This is a genomic window from Pseudodesulfovibrio cashew (assembly GCF_009762795.1).
GTDB lineage: Bacteria > Desulfobacterota > Desulfovibrionia > Desulfovibrionales > Desulfovibrionaceae > Pseudodesulfovibrio > Pseudodesulfovibrio cashew.
Genome location: NZ_CP046400.1, coordinates 2,126,706 through 2,148,020, shown reverse-complemented (window position 1 = coordinate 2,148,020; position 21,315 = coordinate 2,126,706). Strand labels below are relative to the sequence as shown.

General features: G+C 62.3%; 19 protein-coding genes. 4 read left to right on the top strand and 15 right to left on the bottom strand.

All coding sequences use genetic code 11. The features are described 5' to 3' along the window. Window positions 1–85: 85 nt before the first annotated feature. The 10 genes from GM415_RS09560 to hmcA all read right to left on the bottom strand — a co-directional run bounded on the left by GM415_RS09560 (window position 86) and on the right by hmcA (window position 10,195). A complete protein-coding gene (locus GM415_RS09560; RefSeq protein WP_158947600.1) occupies window positions 86–2,002 on the bottom strand; it encodes a response regulator in 1,917 nt (638 codons plus the stop codon). Between the two features lie 89 nt (window positions 2,003–2,091). Further along, window positions 2,092–2,448 (bottom strand): DVU0259 family response regulator domain-containing protein, encoded by a 357-nt coding sequence (divK, locus tag GM415_RS09555; protein WP_158947598.1) that lies wholly within the window; start codon window positions 2,446–2,448, stop codon window positions 2,092–2,094. A 147-nt stretch (window positions 2,449–2,595) separates the two neighbouring features. Beyond that, a complete protein-coding gene (divK, locus tag GM415_RS09550) occupies window positions 2,596–2,949 on the bottom strand; it encodes a DVU0259 family response regulator domain-containing protein (RefSeq protein ID WP_158947596.1) in 354 nt (117 codons plus the stop codon). A gap of 131 nt (window positions 2,950–3,080) precedes the next feature. Beyond that, window positions 3,081–3,968 (bottom strand): universal stress protein, encoded by an 888-nt coding sequence (locus GM415_RS09545; protein WP_158947594.1) that lies wholly within the window; start codon window positions 3,966–3,968, stop codon window positions 3,081–3,083. Between the two features lie 51 nt (window positions 3,969–4,019). Then, window positions 4,020–5,411 (bottom strand): sulfate respiration complex iron-sulfur protein HmcF, encoded by a 1,392-nt coding sequence (gene hmcF, locus GM415_RS09540; protein WP_158947592.1) that lies wholly within the window; start codon window positions 5,409–5,411, stop codon window positions 4,020–4,022. Window positions 5,412–5,444: 33 nt separating this feature from the next. Then, entirely contained in the window at window positions 5,445–6,122 is a 678-nt protein-coding gene (hmcE, locus tag GM415_RS09535) for a sulfate respiration complex protein HmcE (RefSeq protein ID WP_158947590.1), read from the bottom strand. Between the two features lie 52 nt (window positions 6,123–6,174). Further along, window positions 6,175–6,306, bottom strand: a complete 132-nt coding sequence (gene hmcD, locus GM415_RS09530; RefSeq protein WP_158947588.1) for a sulfate respiration complex protein HmcD — start codon at window positions 6,304–6,306, stop codon at window positions 6,175–6,177. Between the two features lie 10 nt (window positions 6,307–6,316). Further along, a complete protein-coding gene (gene hmcC, locus GM415_RS09525) occupies window positions 6,317–7,489 on the bottom strand; it encodes a sulfate respiration complex protein HmcC (protein ID WP_158947586.1) in 1,173 nt (390 codons plus the stop codon). Continuing rightward, a complete protein-coding gene (gene hmcB / locus GM415_RS09520; RefSeq protein WP_158947584.1) occupies window positions 7,490–8,545 on the bottom strand; it encodes a sulfate respiration complex iron-sulfur protein HmcB in 1,056 nt (351 codons plus the stop codon). A gap of 18 nt (window positions 8,546–8,563) precedes the next feature. Then, on the bottom strand, window positions 8,564–10,195 hold the full coding sequence (gene hmcA, locus GM415_RS09515) for a sulfate respiration complex hexadecaheme cytochrome HmcA (protein WP_158947582.1): 1,632 nt from the start codon (window positions 10,193–10,195) through the stop codon (window positions 8,564–8,566). Window positions 10,196–10,714: 519 nt separating this feature from the next. Between hmcA and GM415_RS09510 the strand changes: the two genes are divergently transcribed. The 3 genes from GM415_RS09510 (at window position 10,715) to GM415_RS09500 (ending at window position 13,523) form a co-directional block, all read left to right on the top strand. Beyond that, entirely contained in the window at window positions 10,715–11,065 is a 351-nt protein-coding gene (locus GM415_RS09510) for an MGMT family protein (protein WP_158947580.1), read from the top strand. A gap of 4 nt (window positions 11,066–11,069) precedes the next feature. Next, a complete protein-coding gene (locus GM415_RS09505) occupies window positions 11,070–12,053 on the top strand; it encodes a 2-hydroxyacid dehydrogenase (protein WP_158947578.1) in 984 nt (327 codons plus the stop codon). Between the two features lie 120 nt (window positions 12,054–12,173). After that, window positions 12,174–13,523, top strand: coding sequence for a glycerate kinase type-2 family protein (locus tag GM415_RS09500; RefSeq protein WP_158947576.1), 1,350 nt, complete (start codon window positions 12,174–12,176; stop codon window positions 13,521–13,523). Window positions 13,524–13,559: 36 nt separating this feature from the next. Here the strand turns inward: GM415_RS09500 and GM415_RS09495 are convergent, their stop codons facing one another. Genes GM415_RS09495 through GM415_RS09475 form a run of 5 tightly spaced genes read right to left on the bottom strand, consistent with a single transcriptional unit; the run spans window position 13,560 to window position 20,543 of the window. Next, window positions 13,560–14,642, bottom strand: coding sequence for a protein-tyrosine phosphatase family protein (locus GM415_RS09495; RefSeq protein WP_158947574.1), 1,083 nt, complete (start codon window positions 14,640–14,642; stop codon window positions 13,560–13,562). After that, a complete protein-coding gene (locus GM415_RS09490) occupies window positions 14,620–17,082 on the bottom strand; it encodes a PEP/pyruvate-binding domain-containing protein (protein ID WP_158947572.1) in 2,463 nt (820 codons plus the stop codon). The genes GM415_RS09495 and GM415_RS09490 overlap by 23 nt, the downstream gene beginning before the upstream one ends. 39 nt (window positions 17,083–17,121) lie before the next feature. Beyond that, on the bottom strand, window positions 17,122–17,481 hold the full coding sequence (locus GM415_RS09485) for a response regulator (protein ID WP_158947570.1): 360 nt from the start codon (window positions 17,479–17,481) through the stop codon (window positions 17,122–17,124). A 9-nt stretch (window positions 17,482–17,490) separates the two neighbouring features. After that, entirely contained in the window at window positions 17,491–19,584 is a 2,094-nt protein-coding gene (locus tag GM415_RS09480) for an ATP-binding protein (protein ID WP_158947569.1), read from the bottom strand. Window positions 19,585–19,592: 8 nt separating this feature from the next. Beyond that, the gene (locus GM415_RS09475) at window positions 19,593–20,543 is read right to left on the bottom strand and encodes a phosphate/phosphite/phosphonate ABC transporter substrate-binding protein (protein ID WP_158947568.1); all 951 of its coding nucleotides are present in this window, start codon (window positions 20,541–20,543) and stop codon (window positions 19,593–19,595) included. A gap of 150 nt (window positions 20,544–20,693) precedes the next feature. On the opposite strand from GM415_RS09475, the gene GM415_RS09470 reads away from it, so the two are divergent. Further along, window positions 20,694–21,206 (top strand): PH domain-containing protein, encoded by a 513-nt coding sequence (locus tag GM415_RS09470; RefSeq protein ID WP_158947567.1) that lies wholly within the window; start codon window positions 20,694–20,696, stop codon window positions 21,204–21,206. The last annotated feature ends 109 nt before the right edge of the window (window positions 21,207–21,315 follow it).

The following is a 21,315-nucleotide window of genomic DNA, read 5'->3' as shown; positions in this document are numbered from 1 at the left end:
CGTGAGGAACCGGCATACCACAGCGGGCGGCTCCTGACAATCAGCCGGGAGCGGAGGTGCCGGAGGCCGATGCGCGGCCCAAGGCTCAACTGAGCCGGTCAGGCAGAATTATGGTGAAAATCGACCCCGTGTCCGGCGACGAATCCACTCGAATGGTCCCGCCGTGCCGTTCGATGGTCTGGTTGGAGATGAACAATCCGATGCCGGTGCCTCGCTTGCCCTTGGAGGAGAAGAACAGGGTGAAGATCTTATCCTTCGTCTCCTGGTCCATGCCCATGCCATTATCCGCGACCGTGATGACCAGGTTGCCGTTCTCCCGCCGGGCCGAGAACTCCAGGCGGCCACCGCCGTCAACACCGCGACCGTCGCAGGCATCCACTCCGTTTTCCAGGAAATTGACCAGCGCCGCGGAGAGGGCCGCGGTGTCGGCCTGGATGTCACCAAGCCCGTCGGGCACGTCGCAGACGAACTCCACGCCCGACACCTCCGCCTTGGCCCCACCGATCTCCGCCGTATCCCGCAGGAAGACGCTGGCGTCCACGCTTTCGGTCTCCAGCTCGCGGGACTTGGCGTAGTACAAAATGTCCAGGACCATCTTCTTGACGCGACCGATCATGGACTTCAGCGTCTTGGTGGCGTCCTGCACGCGCTGCTCGTCTCCCTTGCGCAGCCCGGACTCCAACCGGTAGATGCCTCCATCAAGCGAGGTAAGCATGCCCTTGACGCCGTGGGACATGGAACCGAGCATGATACCCAGGGAAGTCAGGTGATCCTGCAACTTGCGGATTTCGGTGATGTCCGTCGACAGCTCCATGGCCTGGATAACCCGGCCCGAGGCGTCGTAAATGGGCGCGGACTGGACCAGCATGTTCTTCTGCTCGCCGGTCAGGGTGGTGACCACGGTCTCCCGCTGCCGGGGCTCGCCGTCCTTGAGGGTCTTGGCCACCAGGCAATCCGGACAGGGGTTCTCGCGGTGCTTGTAGGTGTCGAAGCAGAATTTTCCGGCCACATCGCCAAAGTCCCTGACGAACTTCCGGTTCGCCTCGGCAATGGTCAGGTCCGGATTCTGTACGGTAATGTAGCAGGGAGCGTCATCGAAGAGACGCTGGTACTTGTACTGGGCCGTGAGCAATTCGTCTTCGAGACGCTTGAGCTCGGTCATGTCCACGGAGATGTCGAGCACCAGCTCGATGTTGCCATCCTTGTCCGGGATGGGAGCGGTGTAGACCGTGACCGGGATCTCGTCCCCGTCCCTGGAGAGGAAATTTTCCTTGGAGCGCTGGCCCTTGCCCGTCTCGAAGGTCTTCTGCACCGGGCAGGCGTTGCCCGGAGAGTTGCGGTCGGAATAGATATCAAAGCTGTTGGAGCCCACGTGGTTGCCCAGTCGCTCCTCGAAGAGCTTGTTGTGGGCCACGATCTCCAGATAGCGGTTGTGAATGGAGACCAGACAGGGAAGCTCGTTGAACAGGCCGGAACCGGTCTCGACCTCCTGGGCGGCGCTGGACAGGGCCGAGGAGAGCCCCTGGACGACCTGGCATGCGGCGTTCTGGCGTTCCAGCTCGATGATGCGGCTGGTTTTCTCCTCCACGAGCCGTTCGAGATTTTCGGTATACTCGCGGAGCTGCATGCGCATGGAAAACCGCTCCCTGGCGCGATCCAGGGAGATTTCCAGCACGTCGTTATTGATGGGCTTGGTGATGAAGTCCGAGGCCCCATGCTTGAGGGACTCGATGGCCATGTCCATGTCACCGTGGCCGGTGATCATGATCACTTCGGTGTCAGGAGAATCGGCCTTGATCCGCCGAAGCAGCTCGATGCCGTCCATGACAGGCATCTTGATGTCTGTGAATACGACCTGCGGACGAAATGTCTCGAACAGGGCCAGGGCGGACTCGCCGTCACCGGCAGTCTCCACCTGGTATCCCATGTCCATGAGAGAGAGCCCCAGAAAACGCCGGACACCCTCCTCGTCATCCACGAGCATCAACTTGCTGAACCCCATCTTACCCCCAAAGGCACCTTCAGCGGATTGCCGGCCTCGCCCCCGTAGGCGGCACGGCTTCCGCAAATCGCAAGGTTCACCGGCCCGGGCTATTCGCCCAGGGCCTCTCGCACTATCTGGATCACATCGGCGGGGTCAAACGGCTTCTTGATGGTCGCCACTGCCCTGCGGATGGCCAGATGAATCCCGGACAGCCCGCTGATGACTATCACCGGGATGTCGGAGAACTCCTCCTCACTCGTCAACCGGCGGTAAAACCGGGGCCCCCACTCGTGGGGCATCTCGATATCCAGCGTGATGAGGTCCGGCTTCTCTGCCAGGGCCACATCGTACGCCGAAATCCCGTCCGACGCGCGGCAGGTCTCATAACCGTGATCTTCGAATACGTTGACGAGGTAGTCGACGATATCCGGATCGTCATCCACCACCATGATTTTCTTCGGCATCTGCCCTACCTGTGTTCTCGGTGCCGGGGGCGAACCCCCTCAACCCGTGCAACGTATACTCAAGCCGCGCGCTTGTCCAAGTCTGAAAAGTTGGCCCGCACGCCTCGCGGCGCGCGGACCGGTATGAATCAACCCCAAACCGATTGGCTATCCAATGGTGTCCTTGACAATTTTCAGCAATTGAGCCGGTTCGAAAGGCTTCGTAAGGCTTGCTACCGCCTTGGGAATAGCGTATTTGATCGCGTTGAGGCCGCTGATGACCACCACGGGCGTACGCTTCAGCTCTTCGTCCTGGGTCATTTTGCGGTAGAACCGGGGGCCCCATTCGTTGGGCATCTCCAGGTCCAGCGTAACGAGATCCGGCTTTTCCCGCTTGGCGATCTCCACGGCCTCGGAACCGTCGTTGGCGGTCACGGTCTCATACCCGTTGTCGCCGAGCAGTTCGGACAAATACGAGCGGATTTCCTTGTCGTCGTCGATGATAAGAATCTTCTTGGACATAATAACCCTCCTGGTAGACATGAATCACACGGTGATTCTTGACTATGCCGCGACCGCTCCCGCCAAGGCCGGTCGCGGCATTAATATTATGTGCCCGGCCCTCACCGGGCACGTTGACGCGTTATCGCTCTCTATACCTTGTCAGGCTTGGACACGCTGATCACCGGACAGCCGGCGCGCAGGATGACCTGCTCCATGGTGGAGCCGATCCGCGCCTTTTCCGGGTCCAGCTCGCGGATGTGGTGCGCCATGACGATGAGGTCGGCGGACCGTTCGCGTGCCATCTTGACTATTTCAACGTAGGGAACACCTTCCCAAACCTCGATGTCGCAATTCTTGAAGTCGCCCAGGTCGTAGGTACCCCGGATGCGCTCGCGGGCAGCGATAAGCCGGTCCTCGATCTCGTTCTGATCCAGCACCTTGCCGCTGATGTCCAGGGCGTGCAGGATGGTCAGGTCGCTATCGAGCTCCTTGGCGGCGTTCAGCGAGAACTTGAATGCGCTTGCCGCCTGCTTGGAGAAGTCGGTGGCGAAGACGATGTTGCTGAAACCGCCCCAGTAGGACGCGGTCTCGCGGTGCACGGTCATCACCGGGCAGCGGGCGGCCTTGGCCACGCGCTGCAGTGTGGAGCCGGGATACCCCTTGCGGTAGACATTGGAATCGCCGGAGCTGGCGCCCATGACGATCATATCCACGTCCTCGTCGCGGGCGCAGCGCAGGATTTCACGGTGCGGAACGCCGGTGGTCAGCACGAGCTTGGAGAATTCCACGGTCTCGAACTGCTTCTCGAACGTGGTCTTGAGCTCCTCCTCGACCCAGGACCGGTACTCGTCGTCGACCTCGACCTCTTCTCCGGTACGGACGTCGTTGACGACCTGGGAAAAGGCCTTGGTGGGCACGCCCATGACGTTGAGAACCACGACTTCGGCCCCGTAGCGTTTGGCCATGTCAAAGGCGACGCGGGCGGCACCGAAGGTGGACGGAGCACCGCTGGTTGCCAAAAGAATCTTCTTGAACATATCTCACCTCGAAGGTTTGACTCTCAGCCGCCCGAAGGCGGCCGGCCATGGTTACTCGTCTTTGGGCAGCAGGTGCTCCGGCACGTCGAGCATGCCGATGACCAGCGGCTTGAGGAAGGACCAGCGGATACCGATCTCGTACTCTTCTTCCAGGTCCCGGATGGCGTCCCAGCAGTTGTGGCAGGGCGCGATGACCAGCTTGCAGCCGGTATCGAGGATCTGCTGCTTCTTCTTGCGCAGGGCCACGTTGCGCTGCTCGCGGTACAGGCCGATGCCGTTGAAGCCGCCACCACCGCCGCAGCAGTAGTTGTGCTCCTTGTTGGGGGCCATCTCCACGAAGTAGCCGGGCTCGACGATGTAGCTGATGATCTCGCGCGTCACGTCCTTGAGGCCCTGGTTACGCACGTAGTTGCAGGAGTCCTGCAGCGTGACGGGCTCTTTGATCCGCTTGGCCGGGTCAATCTTGAGCTTGCCGGTGCGCAGGGCCTCGGCCAGCCATTCGACGTAGTGGATATACGGTGCCGGGGGCTGTCCATCCTCACGTCCGGCCCAGTACGGGCCCTCGATGACGGTGGCGCGGTGCGCGTGACCGCACTCGGTGCCGATGGCCCGCTTGGGACGCAGCCGCTCGATGGCGCTGTAGACGTTGACGACGTTGTCCTTGCAGCATTCCCAGTCACCGGCGAACATGGACAGGGAGGTCTGCTCCCAGCCCTCGGAAGGCACGGTCCAGTTCTCGCCCGCCACGTGGAAGAGAATGGCCGCTTCGGCGATATCTTCCGGGTAGTGCTTGGGCTCACGGGCGTTGCAGGTGTACATGATGTCAGCGTCTTCCTTGTCCACGGGGATTTCCAGACCGGGCCATTCTTCCTCGGTCTCCTCGGCCATCCACTCGCAGGTCTCGACCCAGTCTTCCATGGTGACGTCCATCTGGGCGCGGTAGACGCGGTGCATGCCCGCGCCGATCTTCAGCTCCCACGGCACGAAGCCCTGGGAGTAGAGCAGGCCGCGCAGGTAGCTGAACATGACGCCCATGTCGATGCCGTGGGGGCAGTACATGCCGCAACGATTGCAGCAGGTGCACTTGGACCAGGCGGTCTCCATGCACATCTGCATGAACTCGTTGTCGACCTTGCCCTTCTTCTTGACCATCTGGCCGAGCGTGGACTGGATCTTGTAGGAAGGCACCTGTTCGGGCACCCGTCCGTTGACCTGGTAGAGGAAGCAGGACTCGGCGCAGAGGCCGCAGTGAGCGCAGATTTCCAACCAGGTTTTGGTCCTGGACTTCATGGTCTTCTGAATGGCTCCCCAGAGCTTCTCAGAATCCACGTCCAGGTGGTTCATTTCTTCGTAGTATTGCTTGCCGCCCTTATCCCCGAGAGTGGCCTTGAGCTGCTCTTCGGTGGTGATGGGCGTCTTGTTGCAGAATTTTCCTTCAGGCATTGTGCTTCTCCATTCTTTGGCAGTATCGCCCGGTTACCAGGCCATGTCGGAGCCCTTCATGCCGCCGCGCTTGATGCCGTAGTCCATGCCCAGCTGCATGCGGGACATGAAGAACAGGATGGCGTGGCTGAGCTTGGTGAAGGGCAGGCTGAGCAGCCAGATTTCACCGGTCAGGATGTGCGCCGTCAGCCAGAAGTTGTAGTCGCCCATCTCGTAGCGGGCGATCAATCCGGTGATGAACGGCAGCACGGTGATGACCAGCAGCAGGTAGTCATAGGCCGTGGTGATGATGCGCACCTCCGGGAAGGCGATGCGACGAAGGACCATGAACAGCCCGCCGACCAGGCAGACCCAGGCCAGGCCGTCGGCCACGCCGGTGGGCAGCGTCGGCAGGGACACGCCGAATGCCTTTTGCAGCATCACGTTGTGCGCCTCCAGGAAGATCGGGGTGACCAGCAGCCCGATGTGGAAGGCGAAGAAGATGATGGTGAAGCCGGGGCGCGTGCGCCACAGCCGGGCTTTAAACGGGATGATGAAGGCCAGGATGGAGCGAACGGCTCCGCGCATGCCATAGCTCATGTGGGGGCGGTAGGCCACTCGGTCGAGCTGCCAGCTGAGACCCTTCACATACATGATGGCTCGCACTATCAGGCCGCCGAAGCTGACGAGAAACGTCGCCCAGAGCATCGGCCCTGTCAGGAAATCGTACATTTCCGCTTCTCCTTGAATGTCATATCGTTGATTGCGAAACGACGGCGTGAGCCTAGTCGTCCTTCTTGTTGCCGCCGAGGAGGAACTGCCAGTAGAGGGTCGCCCCTACGAGAATTCCGCCCATGAGCAGGTACACGACGCCCTTGGTGAAGGTGTAGTATTCCTGAAGACTGTAGAATTCCATGACGTACCTCCTAGTGTTCGTCCTTGTAATCGGGATGCTCGAAGAAGATGGGCATCCGGGTGGTGATGAACCGGAACACGACAACGCCGATGGTAACCACGAACAGGGAGATGGTGATCTCGCCCCAGCTCGGGAAGTACCGCAGTGCAGCAGGCAGGTGGTAGTTGAAGGCCACCATGGAGATGTTGAACCGGTTGACGACGATGCCGAGGACGGTGAGTCCGGCGGCCCACTTGATCAACGTTATGTTCCTGTCCCGGACGCCGATGGCGTACAGGAAGGACGGCAGGGCCACGAAACCGAGCATCTCGACCATGAACCACGCGCCGTAGCCGGTGGTCAGGTAGTGCCAGTTGTTGTCGTAGGCCAGGCCGATGACCTTGATGGCGAAGTACCCGAACAACACGATGGAAGTGGCCTTACCGAATCCAAGAATAAGGCCGTCGTGATTGTCCAGGTACTCCGCATCCATCAAGTGGTGCATGGGCTTGTGGGAGAGGGTACCCTCAAAGATGACCATGGACATGCCCGCGCAGATACTCGACACGAAGAAGAACAGCGGCAGGTACTGGGAGTACCAGAGCGGATGCAGCTTCGAGGGGGCGATGGTGAACAGCGCGCCCAGGGAGGACTGGTGCAGGGTGGACAGAACCACGCCGAAGATGGTCAGGGCGAGGGTCATCTTGACCACGATGTTGCGGATCTTTCTCATGCCCAGCCACTCGAGGGCGGCGGGCGAGAACTCGATGAACAGCACGGTCAGGTAGAGCATGACGCACAGGCCTACTTCAAACAGCAGGGACGTGGTGCCCTGCTGGACGAAGATGGGGTACGGCAGTCGCCAGGGGCGACCGACGTCGTAGCCGAGTGCGAAGACCACCAGGGCGTAGCCCAGGAAGGCGGTCAGGATCGCCGGACGGACGCCGGCGTGGAACTTCTTGAGACCGAAGATGTAGCAGGCGGCGGAGGTGGTGTAACCACCGGCGGCCAGTGCCACACCGCAGAGCAGGTCGAAACCGATCCAGATGCCCCACGGATTGTTCTGGTCAAGGTTGGTGACGGCGCCGAGGCCGCCGGTGAACCGCATCACCGAGACGACGACACCCGCTATGAGGATCATCGTGGCGATGAGGTTGAATGGCGTAAAAAACGACTTTTTGGGAGCGGCGTTGTCGACAGACATCTAGGACTCCTCCTCATTGTTTTCGGCATCGTCGTCCTTGGCGGAGAGCGCCTCCTCAACGGCCTTCTTGACCTCGACCTCGATGCGGCGCTTGTTGGCCACCTCGGCCTTGGAGAGCTCGTCGGCGAGTTTCTTCTCGGCCTCGGAACCGGCCTTGGTCAGGGCATCCTTGACGGCCATCACCCTTTCCTGATTGGCGATCTTGGCGTTGCGCTGGGTCACTGCCCAGATGCCGCCAAGGACCACGGGCCACAGGCCAACGACCATGGGCACGGCGGCCAGGGCGCCGGCGGTCAGCTCGGGAGCCGACTTGGTGCCAAGGTCCTCGCGCAGGCCGATGTTGGAGAAGGGCTCGCCGGAGATATACAGCCAGCTGGTGCCGCCCATTTCCTTTTCACCGTAGACGTGATCCAGGTAGCGTTCCGGGAAGCGGCGAATGCGCTCGCGGGCAACCTTGATCAGCTCTTCGCGCGGACCGTACACCAGGGCTTCCTTGGGGCAGATCTCCACGCAGCCGGGGAGCTTGCCCTCGGCCAGGCGCGGGGCGCACATGGTGCACTTCATGACCCGGGGAGTGATCGGCTCGTCGTATTCGTAGGCCGGGATCCCGAAGGGACAGGCGACCATGCAGTAGCGGCAGCCGACGCACACGGAGGCGTCGTAGACCACTGCGCCGTTGGGCAGCTTCTTGAAGGCCCGCACGAAGCAGGCCGAGGCGCAGGCGGGTTCCAGGCAGTGGTTGCACTGGGTCTTGCGAAAGACCGGGCCGCCTTTGCCCGCGTATTTGTTGACGACCGTATAGGCCTTCTCGGTGGTCCGGCGTTCCTGCTCCAGGACGGAGAGGTCGTCGAACGGTTTGTCGGGAGCGGGCAGGTCGTTGACTTCGTTGCACGCCTTCTCGCAACGGCGGCAGCCGATGCAGCGGGTGGCGTCAAACAACACCCCATGCGTGTCCGGGTGAGGCTGGAACTCGTGTCCTCCGGCCTTGGCCGACTTGGGAAGCGCGGCACTCGCGCCTGCGGCGCCCAACAGTCCGAGGAATGTTCTGCGTAACATTATGTCGATCTCCTTGGGCTAGTTGGTTTTTTTCTCGTGGCACGCGACGCAGTTGGTGGCGGCGGGCTTTTCGAGCTTCATTTCAGTATGGCAACGCATGCACTGCCCATGGTAGGCGGCCTTGAGACCGGGCTTACCGGAAACGAGGTCCGTGGCCACGGCGTGGCAGCTGGAGCACTTGGGCGGCGTCAGGGTCGCCGGGCTGTTGTGGTGGCAGGCACCGCACACGGCCTCGGGAGTGGCGTGGAAGGTGGAGGCCAGCTTGCTGTCCTTGATGTTGTCCAGCATCTTGAGCACGATCTTCCGGTGCGGCATCTTGCTCGCCTGGAACTTGTCGGCGATGGCGCCGATGGTCACGAACTCGGGGATGGCGTCCACTGCGGGAACCGCGTGGGTCTGCGGACGTTCGGCAATGATCTGTCCGGCCACGGCTTCCTTCATCTCCTTGGGCGCACCGGCCAGGGCCAGAGCGTTGCCTTCGGCGTCACGCGGGGTGACGTGGCAGGTCTTGCAGGAGGCATCGGAAGCGGGCTTGTCCGCGGTGCGCAGGGAGTGACACCCGGCGCATTCGGGCTTTTCCTGCTCCTTGGCATGGCAGCCGATACAGGAGCGGTCACTCATCACAACGTGCATGGCCTGGTCAAGACTGACAACCCCGTCCTTCTCAACACCCAGCTGGGTATGGCAACTGGAACAGGCCTGCACGGATTTGTGATGGCACGTACGGCATGAGTCCACGTTTTCCTCGTGGAACTTGTGGTTGAAGGCAACCGGAGCCATGCCGGACGGCTTATCGTCTATTTTAGCGCCCTCTTCGAGTTTGGGCATAACCATCAACAGGTCGGGCTGCTTTCTCGGCAGGCGCGGCAGCACGCCTCCCATGGCAGCCAGCTTCTTGGCCTCTTCGGCCTTGCGGTCCGCGATCTCGGCGGTGCCGTGACAACCGGCGCACTTGACCGGGCCGGTCTTCTCGGCCTTCTTGTCGGCCAGGCTCTGGTGACAGGTCACACACTTGGAGTGGAAGACCTCGTCCAGGGGCTCGCCGGACTTCTCGGCCGCGACGCGCCAGCTGTCCTCTTCACCGGACTTCTTGTGGCAGGCGCCGCAATTGGTGTCCTTGCCCTTGTCAGCCGGGATCTCCTTGGAGCTCCAGTGGGCGTAGTGCAGGACGTTGTCCATGCCCGCATCGGCGCGCATCACGCCGGTTTCGGGCTTTTCCTGGTGACAGCTGCGGCACTCGCCCACTGCGGGACCGGACTCGAGATTCTTCTCTGCCGTGTCATTGTGGCAGGTGATACAGCCGTCGTGATAAATTTTCTTGATGTCGGAAGCGCCGAGTTCGGACGTTCCGTCGCCTTCCACACCCTTGAACGTCAGGGTCATGTTCCCCTTGGCGTCCTTGCTGTGACAGGCTTCGCAGCTCTTGCCCTGTGCCTTCAGGGCCTTGGTGTGCACGTCGTGTTTGAACACGGCCGCTGGCTGCTCCAGCTCCCCAAACCGCGCGATGGTGTCGATCATGATCACATCAGGCCGCCCCTCGGCTTCCGCCGTGGAGTCCAGCATGCCCATGGCTTCCAGATGGAAGACCAGCACGCCCGCCAGCGCAATCAGGATGGCACTGAATCGCAATACCCTTTTACCGTTTGCCATGTGTCGATCCCTTTCCTCAAAAGCGTTGTTGGCTGTGAACCTGGTTCTGTCCGGCGCTGCCCTCCGGGCCCGGTTTACGGGCTCCCTCGGGACCCCCCGTCGCGTCCTTGCCTTGTCGCTCAGGCATCCGCGAAAACCGCCGCACAAATCCGGTTCCAAAATCCTACGCAACCGGTGGGTTTAAATTCCTACTGGTTGTGTAGGTTTTAAACCCTACCGGCTCGGTATGTTACCAGCAAGCCCTTCGTCAACCCTTTTCGTGATTTTTGTAACTAAGTTGGTAGGTTTTTTAATTTGCCGATATTAATGTATAAATATCGATTTCAGGAATGATCTCTATTTTCAAAAACTCGCAGAGCGCACTGTTGGCAAGGACTCTCGGGGAGGGGTAAAAAAAACAAAAAAAGGCTGATTCCCACCCAACCGGTGGGAAATCTCGCCTCATTTCGAAACGGAAACGACACAACCCGAATGCGCCCGGGACTGGACTGCACTCCCTCATATCGCTACCATGCGAGCATGACTCTCCCGTTCACCCGGCGCGTCATCGAACGCATCCACGCCATCCCCCGGGGCAAGGTAACCACCTACGGTGCGGTGGCGGCCATGGCCGGATCTCCCAGAGCAGCCCGGCAGGTCGTCCGCATCCTCCATTCGTCCTCGCGCAAGGAGGGCCTTCCCTGGCACCGGGTCATCCGCAAGGACGGCAGCATCGGCCTCCCCGCCCAACGCGGCGGCGACCTCCAGCGGGAGCTGCTGGAGGCCGAGGGCGTGACCTTCGACCAACGGGACCGCGTGGAACTGAAGCGCTGGCTGTGGCGGCCGCAAGCGGACGCCGCCCCCTGCAACAACGACCAACCACAAGGATAATGATATGAAACCCCATTCGGTATACGTGACCCGGCGGATTCCCCAGGCCGGACTCGACCTGCTGGCGGAAGTGGCCGAAGTGGACATCAACCCGGAAGACGCTCCCCTCACCCGCGCCGAGCTGCTCGAAAAAGCCGCCGCCTACGATGGCGTCATCGGCATGCTCTCCGACAGGATCGACGGGGAATTCTTCGACGCGGCCGCCCGCCTGAAGGGGTACGCCAACTACGCGGTGGGCTTCGACAACATCGACGTGGCCGAAGCCACACGGCGCGGAATCCCTGTCTCCAACACCCCGGGCGTGCTCACCGACGCCACGGCGGAGCTTGCCTGGGCGCTGCTCTTCGGGGTGGCCCGGCGCATAGTGGAGACGGACAAGGTCATGCGCTCGGGCGCGTGGACCGGCTGGGGTCCGCTTCAGTTCATCGGCGGCGACGTCAAGGGCAAGACCCTGGGCATCGTGGGCGCGGGGCGCATCGGTACGGCCATGGCCCTGATGTCCCGCGGGTTCAACATGAAAGTCCTCTATACCAGTTCCTCGGGCCGCCACAACGCGGTGCTCGAAGACGAACTGAACGCCGAGCTGGTCACCTTCGACCGTCTGCTGGAGGAATCCGATTTCATATCCCTGCACTGTCCGCTGACGGACGGCACCAGGCACCTCTTCGACGCCTCGGCCTTTGCGCGCATGAAGGAGACCGCCTACATAGTGAACACCGCGCGCGGGCCGGTGATCAAGGAGGCAGACCTGGCCGCCGCCCTGAAGAGCGGTCAGATCGCAGGAGCCGGGCTGGACGTCTACGAAAACGAACCCGCCATGGATCCGGGCCTGGCAGAGCTGGACAACGTCATCGTGTTGCCGCACGTGGGCTCGGCCACCATCTCTTCGCGCACGGACATGGCCACTCTCGCCGCACGCAACCTGACCGCTATGCTCAGGGGTAAACAACCCGAGACCTGCCTCAACCCGGAGCTCTTCAAGGGCTGACGAGACTCGGGACACGGCATATTATGGAAAAAGGGAATGGAGCGCTCCGGCGCACCGCTCCCTCGCGCGTGTCCGTTATCTCACCACCTCAAAACCACAAACCGCCCGAACGGAATATCAATGACAACCTACCTGGAAAAAAAGACGCAGCTCATGCGCATCGTGGACAGGACCATAGAGGCCGTGGCACCGGACCCGGCCATCCGCGCGGCCGTCTCCCGCAAGGGAGACATCCTCACCGTGGACGGCTGCGATTACGACCTCAAGCAATACGAACGCATCTTTCTCCTGGGCGCGGGCAAGGCCTCGGCGGCCATGGCCGAAACCATGGAGGACCTCCTCGGCGACGATCTGCACGGCGGCATTGTCGCCACCAAGTACGGCCACGACCTGCCCCTCACCAGAACGCGCGTGCTCGAATCCGGCCATCCGGTCCCGGACCTGGCCGGGGAACGCGCGGCGCGAGAGCTCCTCTCCCTGGCCAAGGGCGCCACGGAGCGCGACCTGGTCTTCTGCCTGCTCTCGGGAGGGGCGAGCGCCCTGGTCCCGGCCCCCTGCCCGCCGGTCACCCTGCGCATCAAGCAGGACGTCACCCGCCGCCTGCTGGAGTGCGGGGCGGACATCGGCGAGATCAACGCCATCCGCAAGCACCTCTCCCTGTTCAAGGGCGGTCGGCTGGCCAAGGCGCTGGAACCGGCCACGGTCTGCTCGCTGATCATCTCGGACGTGGTGGGTGACGCCCTGGACGTCATCGGCTCCGGCCCCACCGCGCCGGACGCGTCCACCTTCCTTGACTGCCAGGCCACCCTGGACAAATACGCCCTGTGCAGCAAGGCCCCGGATGAGGTGACCAAGGTCATTGCCGGAGGCTGCTCGGGCGACATCCCGGAGACCCTCAAGGCGGACGATCCGTGTTTCCAAAAGGTGCGCAACGTCATCGTCGCGGGCAACGGCATGGCCGTGGCCGGAGCGGCCGAAGCGGCGCGGGAGATGGGCTACACGCCGATCGTGGTTGATGGAGCCATGCAGGGCGAGGCCAGGGAAGTGGCCGCAGACCTCATTCGCCTGGCCGGTGAATACTGCGAAGGGAAACACGGCATACAGCCGCCAGTCTGCCTGCTGGCCGGAGGCGAGACAACGGTAACGATCAAGGGCAAGGGACTGGGCGGACGCAACCAGGAACTGGCCCTGGCCGCAGTGGTGGAGCTCTCGGGCATGCAGCACTGCCGCGAGCGCGTGGCCGTCATGAGCCTCGGCACCGACGGCACGGACGGCCCCACGGACGCGGCCGGCGCGCTGGTCCTGCCGGACACCGTGGCCCGCTCTGACGAGCAGTCCCTGGCCGCACGCGAATACCTGAATGACAACAACGCCTACGCGTTCTTCGACAATGCGGGGACCCTGCTCAGAACCGGGCCGACCCGGACCAACGTCATGGACGTGGTCGCCATCCTGGTGGACCCGGCATAGCCGCCCGGAAGGACCGGCGGCGCGGAGTGCGGGAGGTCAGGAATCCAGCCCCTGCTCCATCATCAGCTTGAAGATGGTCTCCATGAACTTGCCTGAGACCACGTCGGGCAGGGAGAACAGCGGCAGACAGGAGGCCAGAGAGCCCGTGTAGGCAAACCAGATCTCCGAGGATATCTTTTCCAATGCGGGCGTGAGCAGCGAGGACCACAACTCGCCGTCCATGCTCTGGTCATGGCCGAAAACCCGGCACTGGATGGGGCGGTGGGAAAAGAGCATGCAAACGCCCTCTTCCAGCAACGGACAGACCGCGCCCGCCTCGGACAGGCAGTATTCGCTGCTCTCTCCCTCGGTGCCGATGGCCGATGCGGTCTTTCGTTCGGCCTGGGCCGTCTCCACGGCCCGCTCGATGACCTCGATCCGTTTTTCGTTGGTCAGCTCGATGTTGATCCGGTGGCTGATGTGCACCGCCTCGGCCAGCGAGAGGCGGACCGGGGTGTGACAGCACTGGTCGTGGTCCAGGCCGCAGGCGTGTCCCGCGCCCTGCTCGCCCACGAACTCCTCCACCCGCTCCACGACCTCGTTGTAGTCGTTGAAGAACGGCGAAAGGTCCACCAGTCGCTTGAACTCGAGGCTCGGCTCTCGCACGGTGAGCTGACCCGACTTCTTGCCGTACTTGCGCACGGTGCGCCACTGTACGAAATTGGCGGGCTTGCTCCGCAGCTTCTTGAGGGCCTTGCCTGCCAGCTTGTGGCCCAGGCCCCGCCGCAACAGGTAGGAATTGAGCACGGTGCCGGTGCGTCCGATGCCGTGGCGACAGTGAATGAGCACCTTCTTGCCCAGATAGATGGCCTCGTCCAGCCACTCCAGAGCCTTTTCCAGCTCGATGAGACCGGGGGCCTCCTCGTCTTCCAGGGGCAGGTAATGTACCTCGAAACCCGCATCCGCCTCGATGTCATGCAGATCGCAGAATTCTCCGCAGAGGTTGAGGATCGCGTCGATACCCTGAGCCCGGATGGCGTCGAGCTGCGGGTGGCTCATGGGAGCCTGCCCCACGCCGAGCTGATCCGTGACCCAGGTCACCTGGTAGACCGGTCCCTTACATGCTTTCTTTCCGAACATCCCGATTCTCCGCGTCTGCAATGAACCGTTCCACTTCCGCTTCCACCTGTTCCTCGTCATCCAGGCGCATGTCCATGAGCCGGGTCATGGCCATGAGATAGCCAAGCCGGGCCAGGAGGCGACGCGTATCGTTCTCCCCGAGGCGGGCGCATCTGGCGTCGATCATGTCCCCGCGGGTCGAAGTTTCGAAACCGTAGCGCTCCAGCACGCGCCGAATGAACTCCAGGCGCAGGAGGCGTTGGTCGAATCCGGCCCCGCCGCCCTTGAAACGGAAATTGATGTAGTTGGCCCCTGTATCCGGCCCGCAAATGGAGTCCACCACCGAGAAGTGGTAGCCGAAGCGGATCATCAGGTGGAGATAGTCATCGGAGATGAGGCCGTAGCTGGCCAGGAGCTTGGAGTCGAAGCTGAAGATGCCTCCGGCCACCTTGTCGAACTCCTCCCAGTCCATGTGCGTCAGTTTGTTCGGCCACTGCACGCGCTCGTCAGAGAGCCCGTACCAGAGCGCCCACATGGGGCGGCTCTTGATGTCCTGGGGGGTGACCAGCTTCTCCTTCTCCTTCCCGGAAAAGAGACCGTCTCCCAGGTCGAGAAGATACATGACCAGGGGGAGGTTGGTCTTCAGCCGCTTGGCCGCGTACATGCCCCGCCCCCGCTTGTCCACGATGGAAAACATCTCGCCCACGGACTTCTCGTGGCAGAAGCGGACCACGTCATGCATGGACCTGCACCCTTCGGGCGTGAAGTTTTCCGCCTCCGGGTTGGTCAGGTTGAGGCGGACCGTGATCGGCACAACCTTTTCGTACTGTTCGACGACGCGCCTGGGCGCGATCTTGCCGCCCCGGGCGCGGGTCAGCAGGGACTCGACGCACCCCATGTAGATGATGCCAGAAGCGCCATCCACGGTGACGACCTCGCCCGGTTCGAGCTCCTCGTCTAGCTTACCCACCAGCACCGGGACGCCCATCTCCCGCGCCACGGACGCGAAGTGGCTGGCCCGGCTGCCGGTTGAGGAAATGACCGCGCTCATCTTGTTGATGAAGGTGAGCAGGGACGGCTTGAGGGTCGGGGTGATGACCACCGCGCCCTCGGGGATGCGGGCGATCTTCTCGCCCGTGGGGGCGTAGTAGACCTCGCCGCAGCCCACCCCGGCAGACGCCCGCTCCAGGCCTTCGGCCCATGGCTTCACGCCCACCGGGTCCTGATGGACCTCGGCACCCTTGCGCTCCCGTTGCAACGGCCTGGTCTGCAAAATATAGAGCTTGCCGGTGACGTCCTCGGCCCACTCGATGTCCTGAGGACAACCAAAGGCCTCCTCCAGGGTCATGGCGTGTCGGGCCAATTGCAACAACGTCTCCTCGCTCGGCAGGCCGCCTGCATCCGGGGTGCAATCCGTGTCGAGCACGGGCGTGTCTCCCCGTGTCAGGGTCGCCTTGGCCGGTGAAATGGAGCCGTCCACCAAGCCCTCTCCAAGACCGCGCACACCATAGATGCCGATGGAGTTGCCGCCCCAGCAGTCCGGGTCCATGGAATAGACCACGCCCGCGTTGTCCGCGTCCACCATGGGCAGGACCAGCACGGCCATGGCCGTCTCCGAGTCGGTCAGCCCGTTGGCGATACGGTAGGACACGGCGCGAGGGCAGTACTTGCCCGCCATGACCCGCTTGTACGCCTCCAGCACGTCGTTGGGCTCCACGTTGAGCTCGCTGGCGTACTGACCGGCAAAGGAAATTTCGCCGTCCTCGGCAAGGGCGCTGGAGCGCACGGCGATAAGGTCTTCGCCCTCGATGATCTCGGACACCGCGAAGCGGATGCCCCGGGCGATCTCCTCGGGAACCTCGCCCGACATGATCAGCTCCTGCACCTCCAGGGTCAGCCGGGCCAGCAGGTCCCGGTCGCCTACCACCATCTGGCGCAGACACGCCTCGATGTCCTCGTTCAGCCCGTTGTAATCGATGAAATAGTTGTAGGCGTTGGCGGTAATCACGAACCCCTTGGGCACCGGGATGCCTTCAACGTTGGCGGCGCGGCCCAGGTTGGACGCCTTGCCCCCGGCCAGCTTGGGGAAGGACCCCGCGTCCTCCAAAGAGAGGATATACGGCGGCCCCACCTCGGGCATGTCCAGCTCCAGGGCCATGCGCACGTAGAAGTCGATCTTGCGGAAATACTCCGGCAGATCCATGTAGCCGGTAGGGTTCATCTCCACCAACTGCCCTGCCATGGTCCCTACTGCCTCGGAGAGCCTGGCAGCCAGGTGGTTTGCCCGCTGCCGATCGGCCAGGGTTTCGCCGTAGAACATCTCCTCCAGGTCGGCGATGAGCTCCAGGGCGATGGCGTCGTGCTTGAGGAGGGACTTGAACGCCTCGTACTTGCGCCGCAGCAGCGTGCCGGGGGCGAAGACCTGATAGGACCAGTGTTTGAAAAGCTGGGTAAGCTGCATGAATCTTCCTTGGTTCCGATGGGAGCGGGCCGTATCCGCCTAGGCGCCGATGACTTCCGCCACCTTGGTTTCCAGTTCGTCCTTGTTGATGGGCTTGACGCAATACTCCTGAGCGCCCAGTCGCAACGACTCCCGAGCGGTCTCCAGGGTGGGATAGCCGGTGAGCATGATCGCCTTGATGTCCGGGCTGACCTTCTTGAGCTCCTCCAGCACCTCCACCCCGGTCATCTTCTTCAGCTTGATGTCCAGGATGGCGAGGTCCACGGGGTTGCCTCCCGCAAACTTCAGGGCATCCTCCTCCTCGGTGAAGGCATTGACCGTGTGTCCCTTCCTTTCCAGAATGCGTTTGACCAGCAGGCCCGCGTCCGAGATGTCGTCCACAACGATAATATTGGCCATGATTCCTCCTTAGGGGATATCGTCCCCGTTGGGCTTGATTTCATTATCCCCGACGGATCTGGTCGGGGTGCCGTCGCTGTGATCCAACGGCAGCACCACCTCGAAAACGGTGCCGGGGCCGTACTCGCATCCTTCGTTCTCAGGAAAGTTGATCTCCTCCGGAACCGGGCTGGATGCAGAGATATGCCCGCCGTGATCCTCTATGATGCCGAAGGATACGGACAGGCCGAGCCCCGTTCCCACGCCCACCGGCTTGGTGGAGTAGAACGGGTCGAAAATGTTCTTCAGGTCTTCCTTGTCTATGCCCATGCCGCTGTCCGCCAGCCAGAGGGAGACCACGCCGTTGGGGGTATCCAGTTTGGTGCGGATAAGGATGACGCCGTTCTTGCCGATGGCGTCGCGGCTGTTGTTGAGCAGATTGATCCAGACCTGCTTGAGCTTCTCCGGGTCGCCGTAGATGATGGGATACCGGTCGTCGAGCTCGGTGACGATCACCACCTTGTCCAGCTCGAAGGTATGCCGGACCAGGGAGACGGCCTCCATGACCGAGTTGTTGAAGCACATTTCCCGCTTGGCGGAATGGGACTGGCGCGAGAACCCGAGCAGGTCCGCCACGATCTTCTTGCACACCTGGGTCTGCTTCTCGATGATTCCGAGGTCCTGCTGGATCTGGGAGCCGTCCTCCACGTCTTCCTGAAGGAGCTGGGAATAGCCGAGGATAATGCCCAGCGGCGTATTGATCTCGTGGGCCACGCCACCTGCCAACAGACCCAGCGACTCCATCTTCTGGGCCTGGATGAGCTGTTTCTCGTATCCCTTGATGTCCGTTATGTCGCGCTCGTTGCGGAGCAGGCCGGTGATCCGCCCGTCCTCGCCATGGACCGGGATGCAGACCACGTGGAACCAGCGTTCCTTGTCTCCGTCCATGACCATCTGCTGGGTGTCCAACCGCTCCCCGGACTGGAGGATGTCGCGTCCGGCCAGGTGGCGCTCCTCGGCCACCTTTTCCTCGAAGAAATCGAAGTCGGTCTTGCCAACGATCTTTTCCAGGCTCATGCCCACATGCTCGGCGAAGCTCTTGTTCGCGCCCTGGTAGCGCATGGTGGTATCCACCAGGGAGACGCGATCCGGGGTCACGTCCAGAATGGTGCGCGTGAGGCGCTGCTGGTCGCGAAGGTTGGCCTCGGCGTCGCGCAGCTCCTCGATGTGCGTCTTGAGGGAAAGGGCCATGACGTCGAAGGTCTCGGCAAGGTCCTGCAGCTCGTCGCCGGCACTCTCACGATAGACGCGGCAGTTCTGGCAGGAGGACATCCCGCTCTTGGGGACCTCCTTGCCCTTGCAGTCCGGGCACATGGTCCCGGCGATATACCAGCAGCGTCGCTTGGTCTCGCCGTAGGCCGGGCATACGGTCAATCCGCACTGCTGCCTCTCCCAGCAGTGGGTACCGCTGGTCGGGCCGGAGTGGGCGTCCAGGTTGCCCATGAGCATGGCCTCGGCGTGCTCGCGCAGTACGGCCAACCGGTTGGCCACCTGGCGAGCGAAAAGCGTACCCAGAAGGGTGGCCAGGAAAAGCACCCCGGCCACCAGCATGGCCATGGTGGTCAACTGCCGGTTGACCGTGGCGTCGATGCGCGTCTTGGAGAGGCCGATTCGAACGGTGCCGATGCGGTTGTTGTCCACGGCCACCGGCGAGGCGAAGTCATAGATGCGGCCGATGCCGTCGGCCAGAAGCTGGATGTGCACCTTGAGCCCGTTGCCCACGGAGTTGGCCCGGATCAGGTCGGTGGGAAATCCCCCGTGAAAAGTATGCGCGAGCACGTGCCCGTTGTTGTCCTGGACAAAGACGTAGACCACATCGCCCACGGCGATCTTCTCGTCGACCATGTTCTTGAGCCGCAGGAAATCCTTGGCCAGAAGCGGCTCAACCGCCTGGGAAGCCATGGATTCGGCCAGGGCCGAGCCGCGCTTCTTGGACTCCTCCACCAACGTGTTGGAGGTCATGTTGCCCACCAGCGGCAAGAGCAGAATCGCCATGATGATCAGGATGGCGGAGATGCCCAGGTTGAGCTTGGTGCGGAACTTCAGGCGTGAAAACAGACGCATGCCCACCCCTACTTGAAGCCCAGTTTGTCGGCCAGATCACGGACCGAGTCGTAGTCGGCGTCCTTGGCGGGCAGGATGCCGCGCATGCCCGCCGCTTCGAGGATGCCCTCATGTCCGCCGCCCGGCTTGTCCAGTTCGAACATGGCCGAGGCGATTCGGGAGACTATGTCTGGATCGAGCCCCTTTCGCGCGGCATAAACCCAGCCGGGGAAAGGCCTGGTTTCGGCCAGGATGCGGATGTTGGTGAGATCGATCTTTCCGGCCACCACGTCGAGCGCGCCCCGTCGAATGGTGCCTATGTCGTAGGCCCCGGCATGGACCGCCAGGACCACCTTCTCCTGCTTTCCGCCCGGTCCGGGCGCGAAATCCACCTCGGCGAAATCGCCCAGCCTGATCCCGTGGTCATAGAAAAGCCCGAGGGGAAAGAGATAGCCGCCTGCCGAACGCGGGTCCACCGCGATCCACCGCTTGCCGCGGCAGTCCTCGATGGTTCTGATGGTCGGGTTGTCCGTGCGGCAGATGACCTGGCCCTGAAAATAGGGTTGGCCGGAGGGCTCCACCGTACGCGCAAAGGCCGTGGCCCCGAACCGGGCCAGCTTTACGTAAACGAACGGGTTGGAAAAGGAGATGTCTATCTCGCCGCGCTGGACCATGGCGATGTGCTCGTCGAAGGTGTCGGGAAAGATCTGTCGCAGGGGCAGGCCGGTGGTCTCCCGCAGGTATTGCAGCAACGCGCGGTGCCGCTGGAAGGAGATGGTGTGCGAATACTGGGGCAGGTAGGCGTAGGTGATGGCCTCCTTGCGTTGGGGAGCCGTGATCTTCTCCCGCTTGGAGAGATCGACCCTGACTACGGGCTCGCTGTCCCCGCAGGCCGCCAGCGAGACGAGCAGTAGCAGGCAGCAGAATCCTGCCGCCAAACCGCGCAGCCTCCCTGCGAAAGCGATCACATGTTCATGCATCCTCACTCCAAACCGCCCTTTCCGGGCGTTGTCTCCAACGATACCCCATTTCGCAATGCACTCCAAGGCGTTATATCCCTTGGCAACGAGCTTCATAGTCCGTATGTATGTCCCTGTGCGCAACAACGCACCCAAAACAAGGAGAAATACGTGGCGAAGACATACAAAGTTCCCATGAGCAGTACGATTCTGTCGCTCTTCCTCATCTTCGTGGCCGCAGTGGCGGCCGCTGTTGCCTGGTGCTTCAACTCCGGGCTGCTCTGGTCCGCCATCTGCCTCATCGCAGTGGCCGGGCCGCTGTCCGTTTTCTACTGGTACATGCTCTACATCACGCCCAAGCGCGCCTCCATCACTGTGGCCGACGAAGGAGTGCTCCTGGCCGCCCCGCCCTTTGCCAGCGCGGTCATTCCCTGGGCCTCCGTGGTCAAGACCTATCCCGCCAACCTGGCCACGGACGAAGCCTTCAAGGTCACCAAGACAAAGAAATTCATGCACTTCGCCGGGTACCGCTCCGGCGTTGTCCTGGTCAAGGACAACCGGGAGGCGGTGATCGTCTCCAACCGGCCGGACGTGCTCTGTTTTCAGACCGAAGAGCGCTTCTACCTGCTCGGCCCCGCCGACCTGCCCGGCTTCATGGAGGAAGTGGAGAAGATTCGGGGCTAGGCTCCGATCAAACCTGAACGGCAATCCACAGGCCGCCCTTCCGGGCGGCTTTTTTATTGCCCGGAGCCTGCGGTTATGCAGACACCACCAGCTAGGTCCTTGCCCCGGG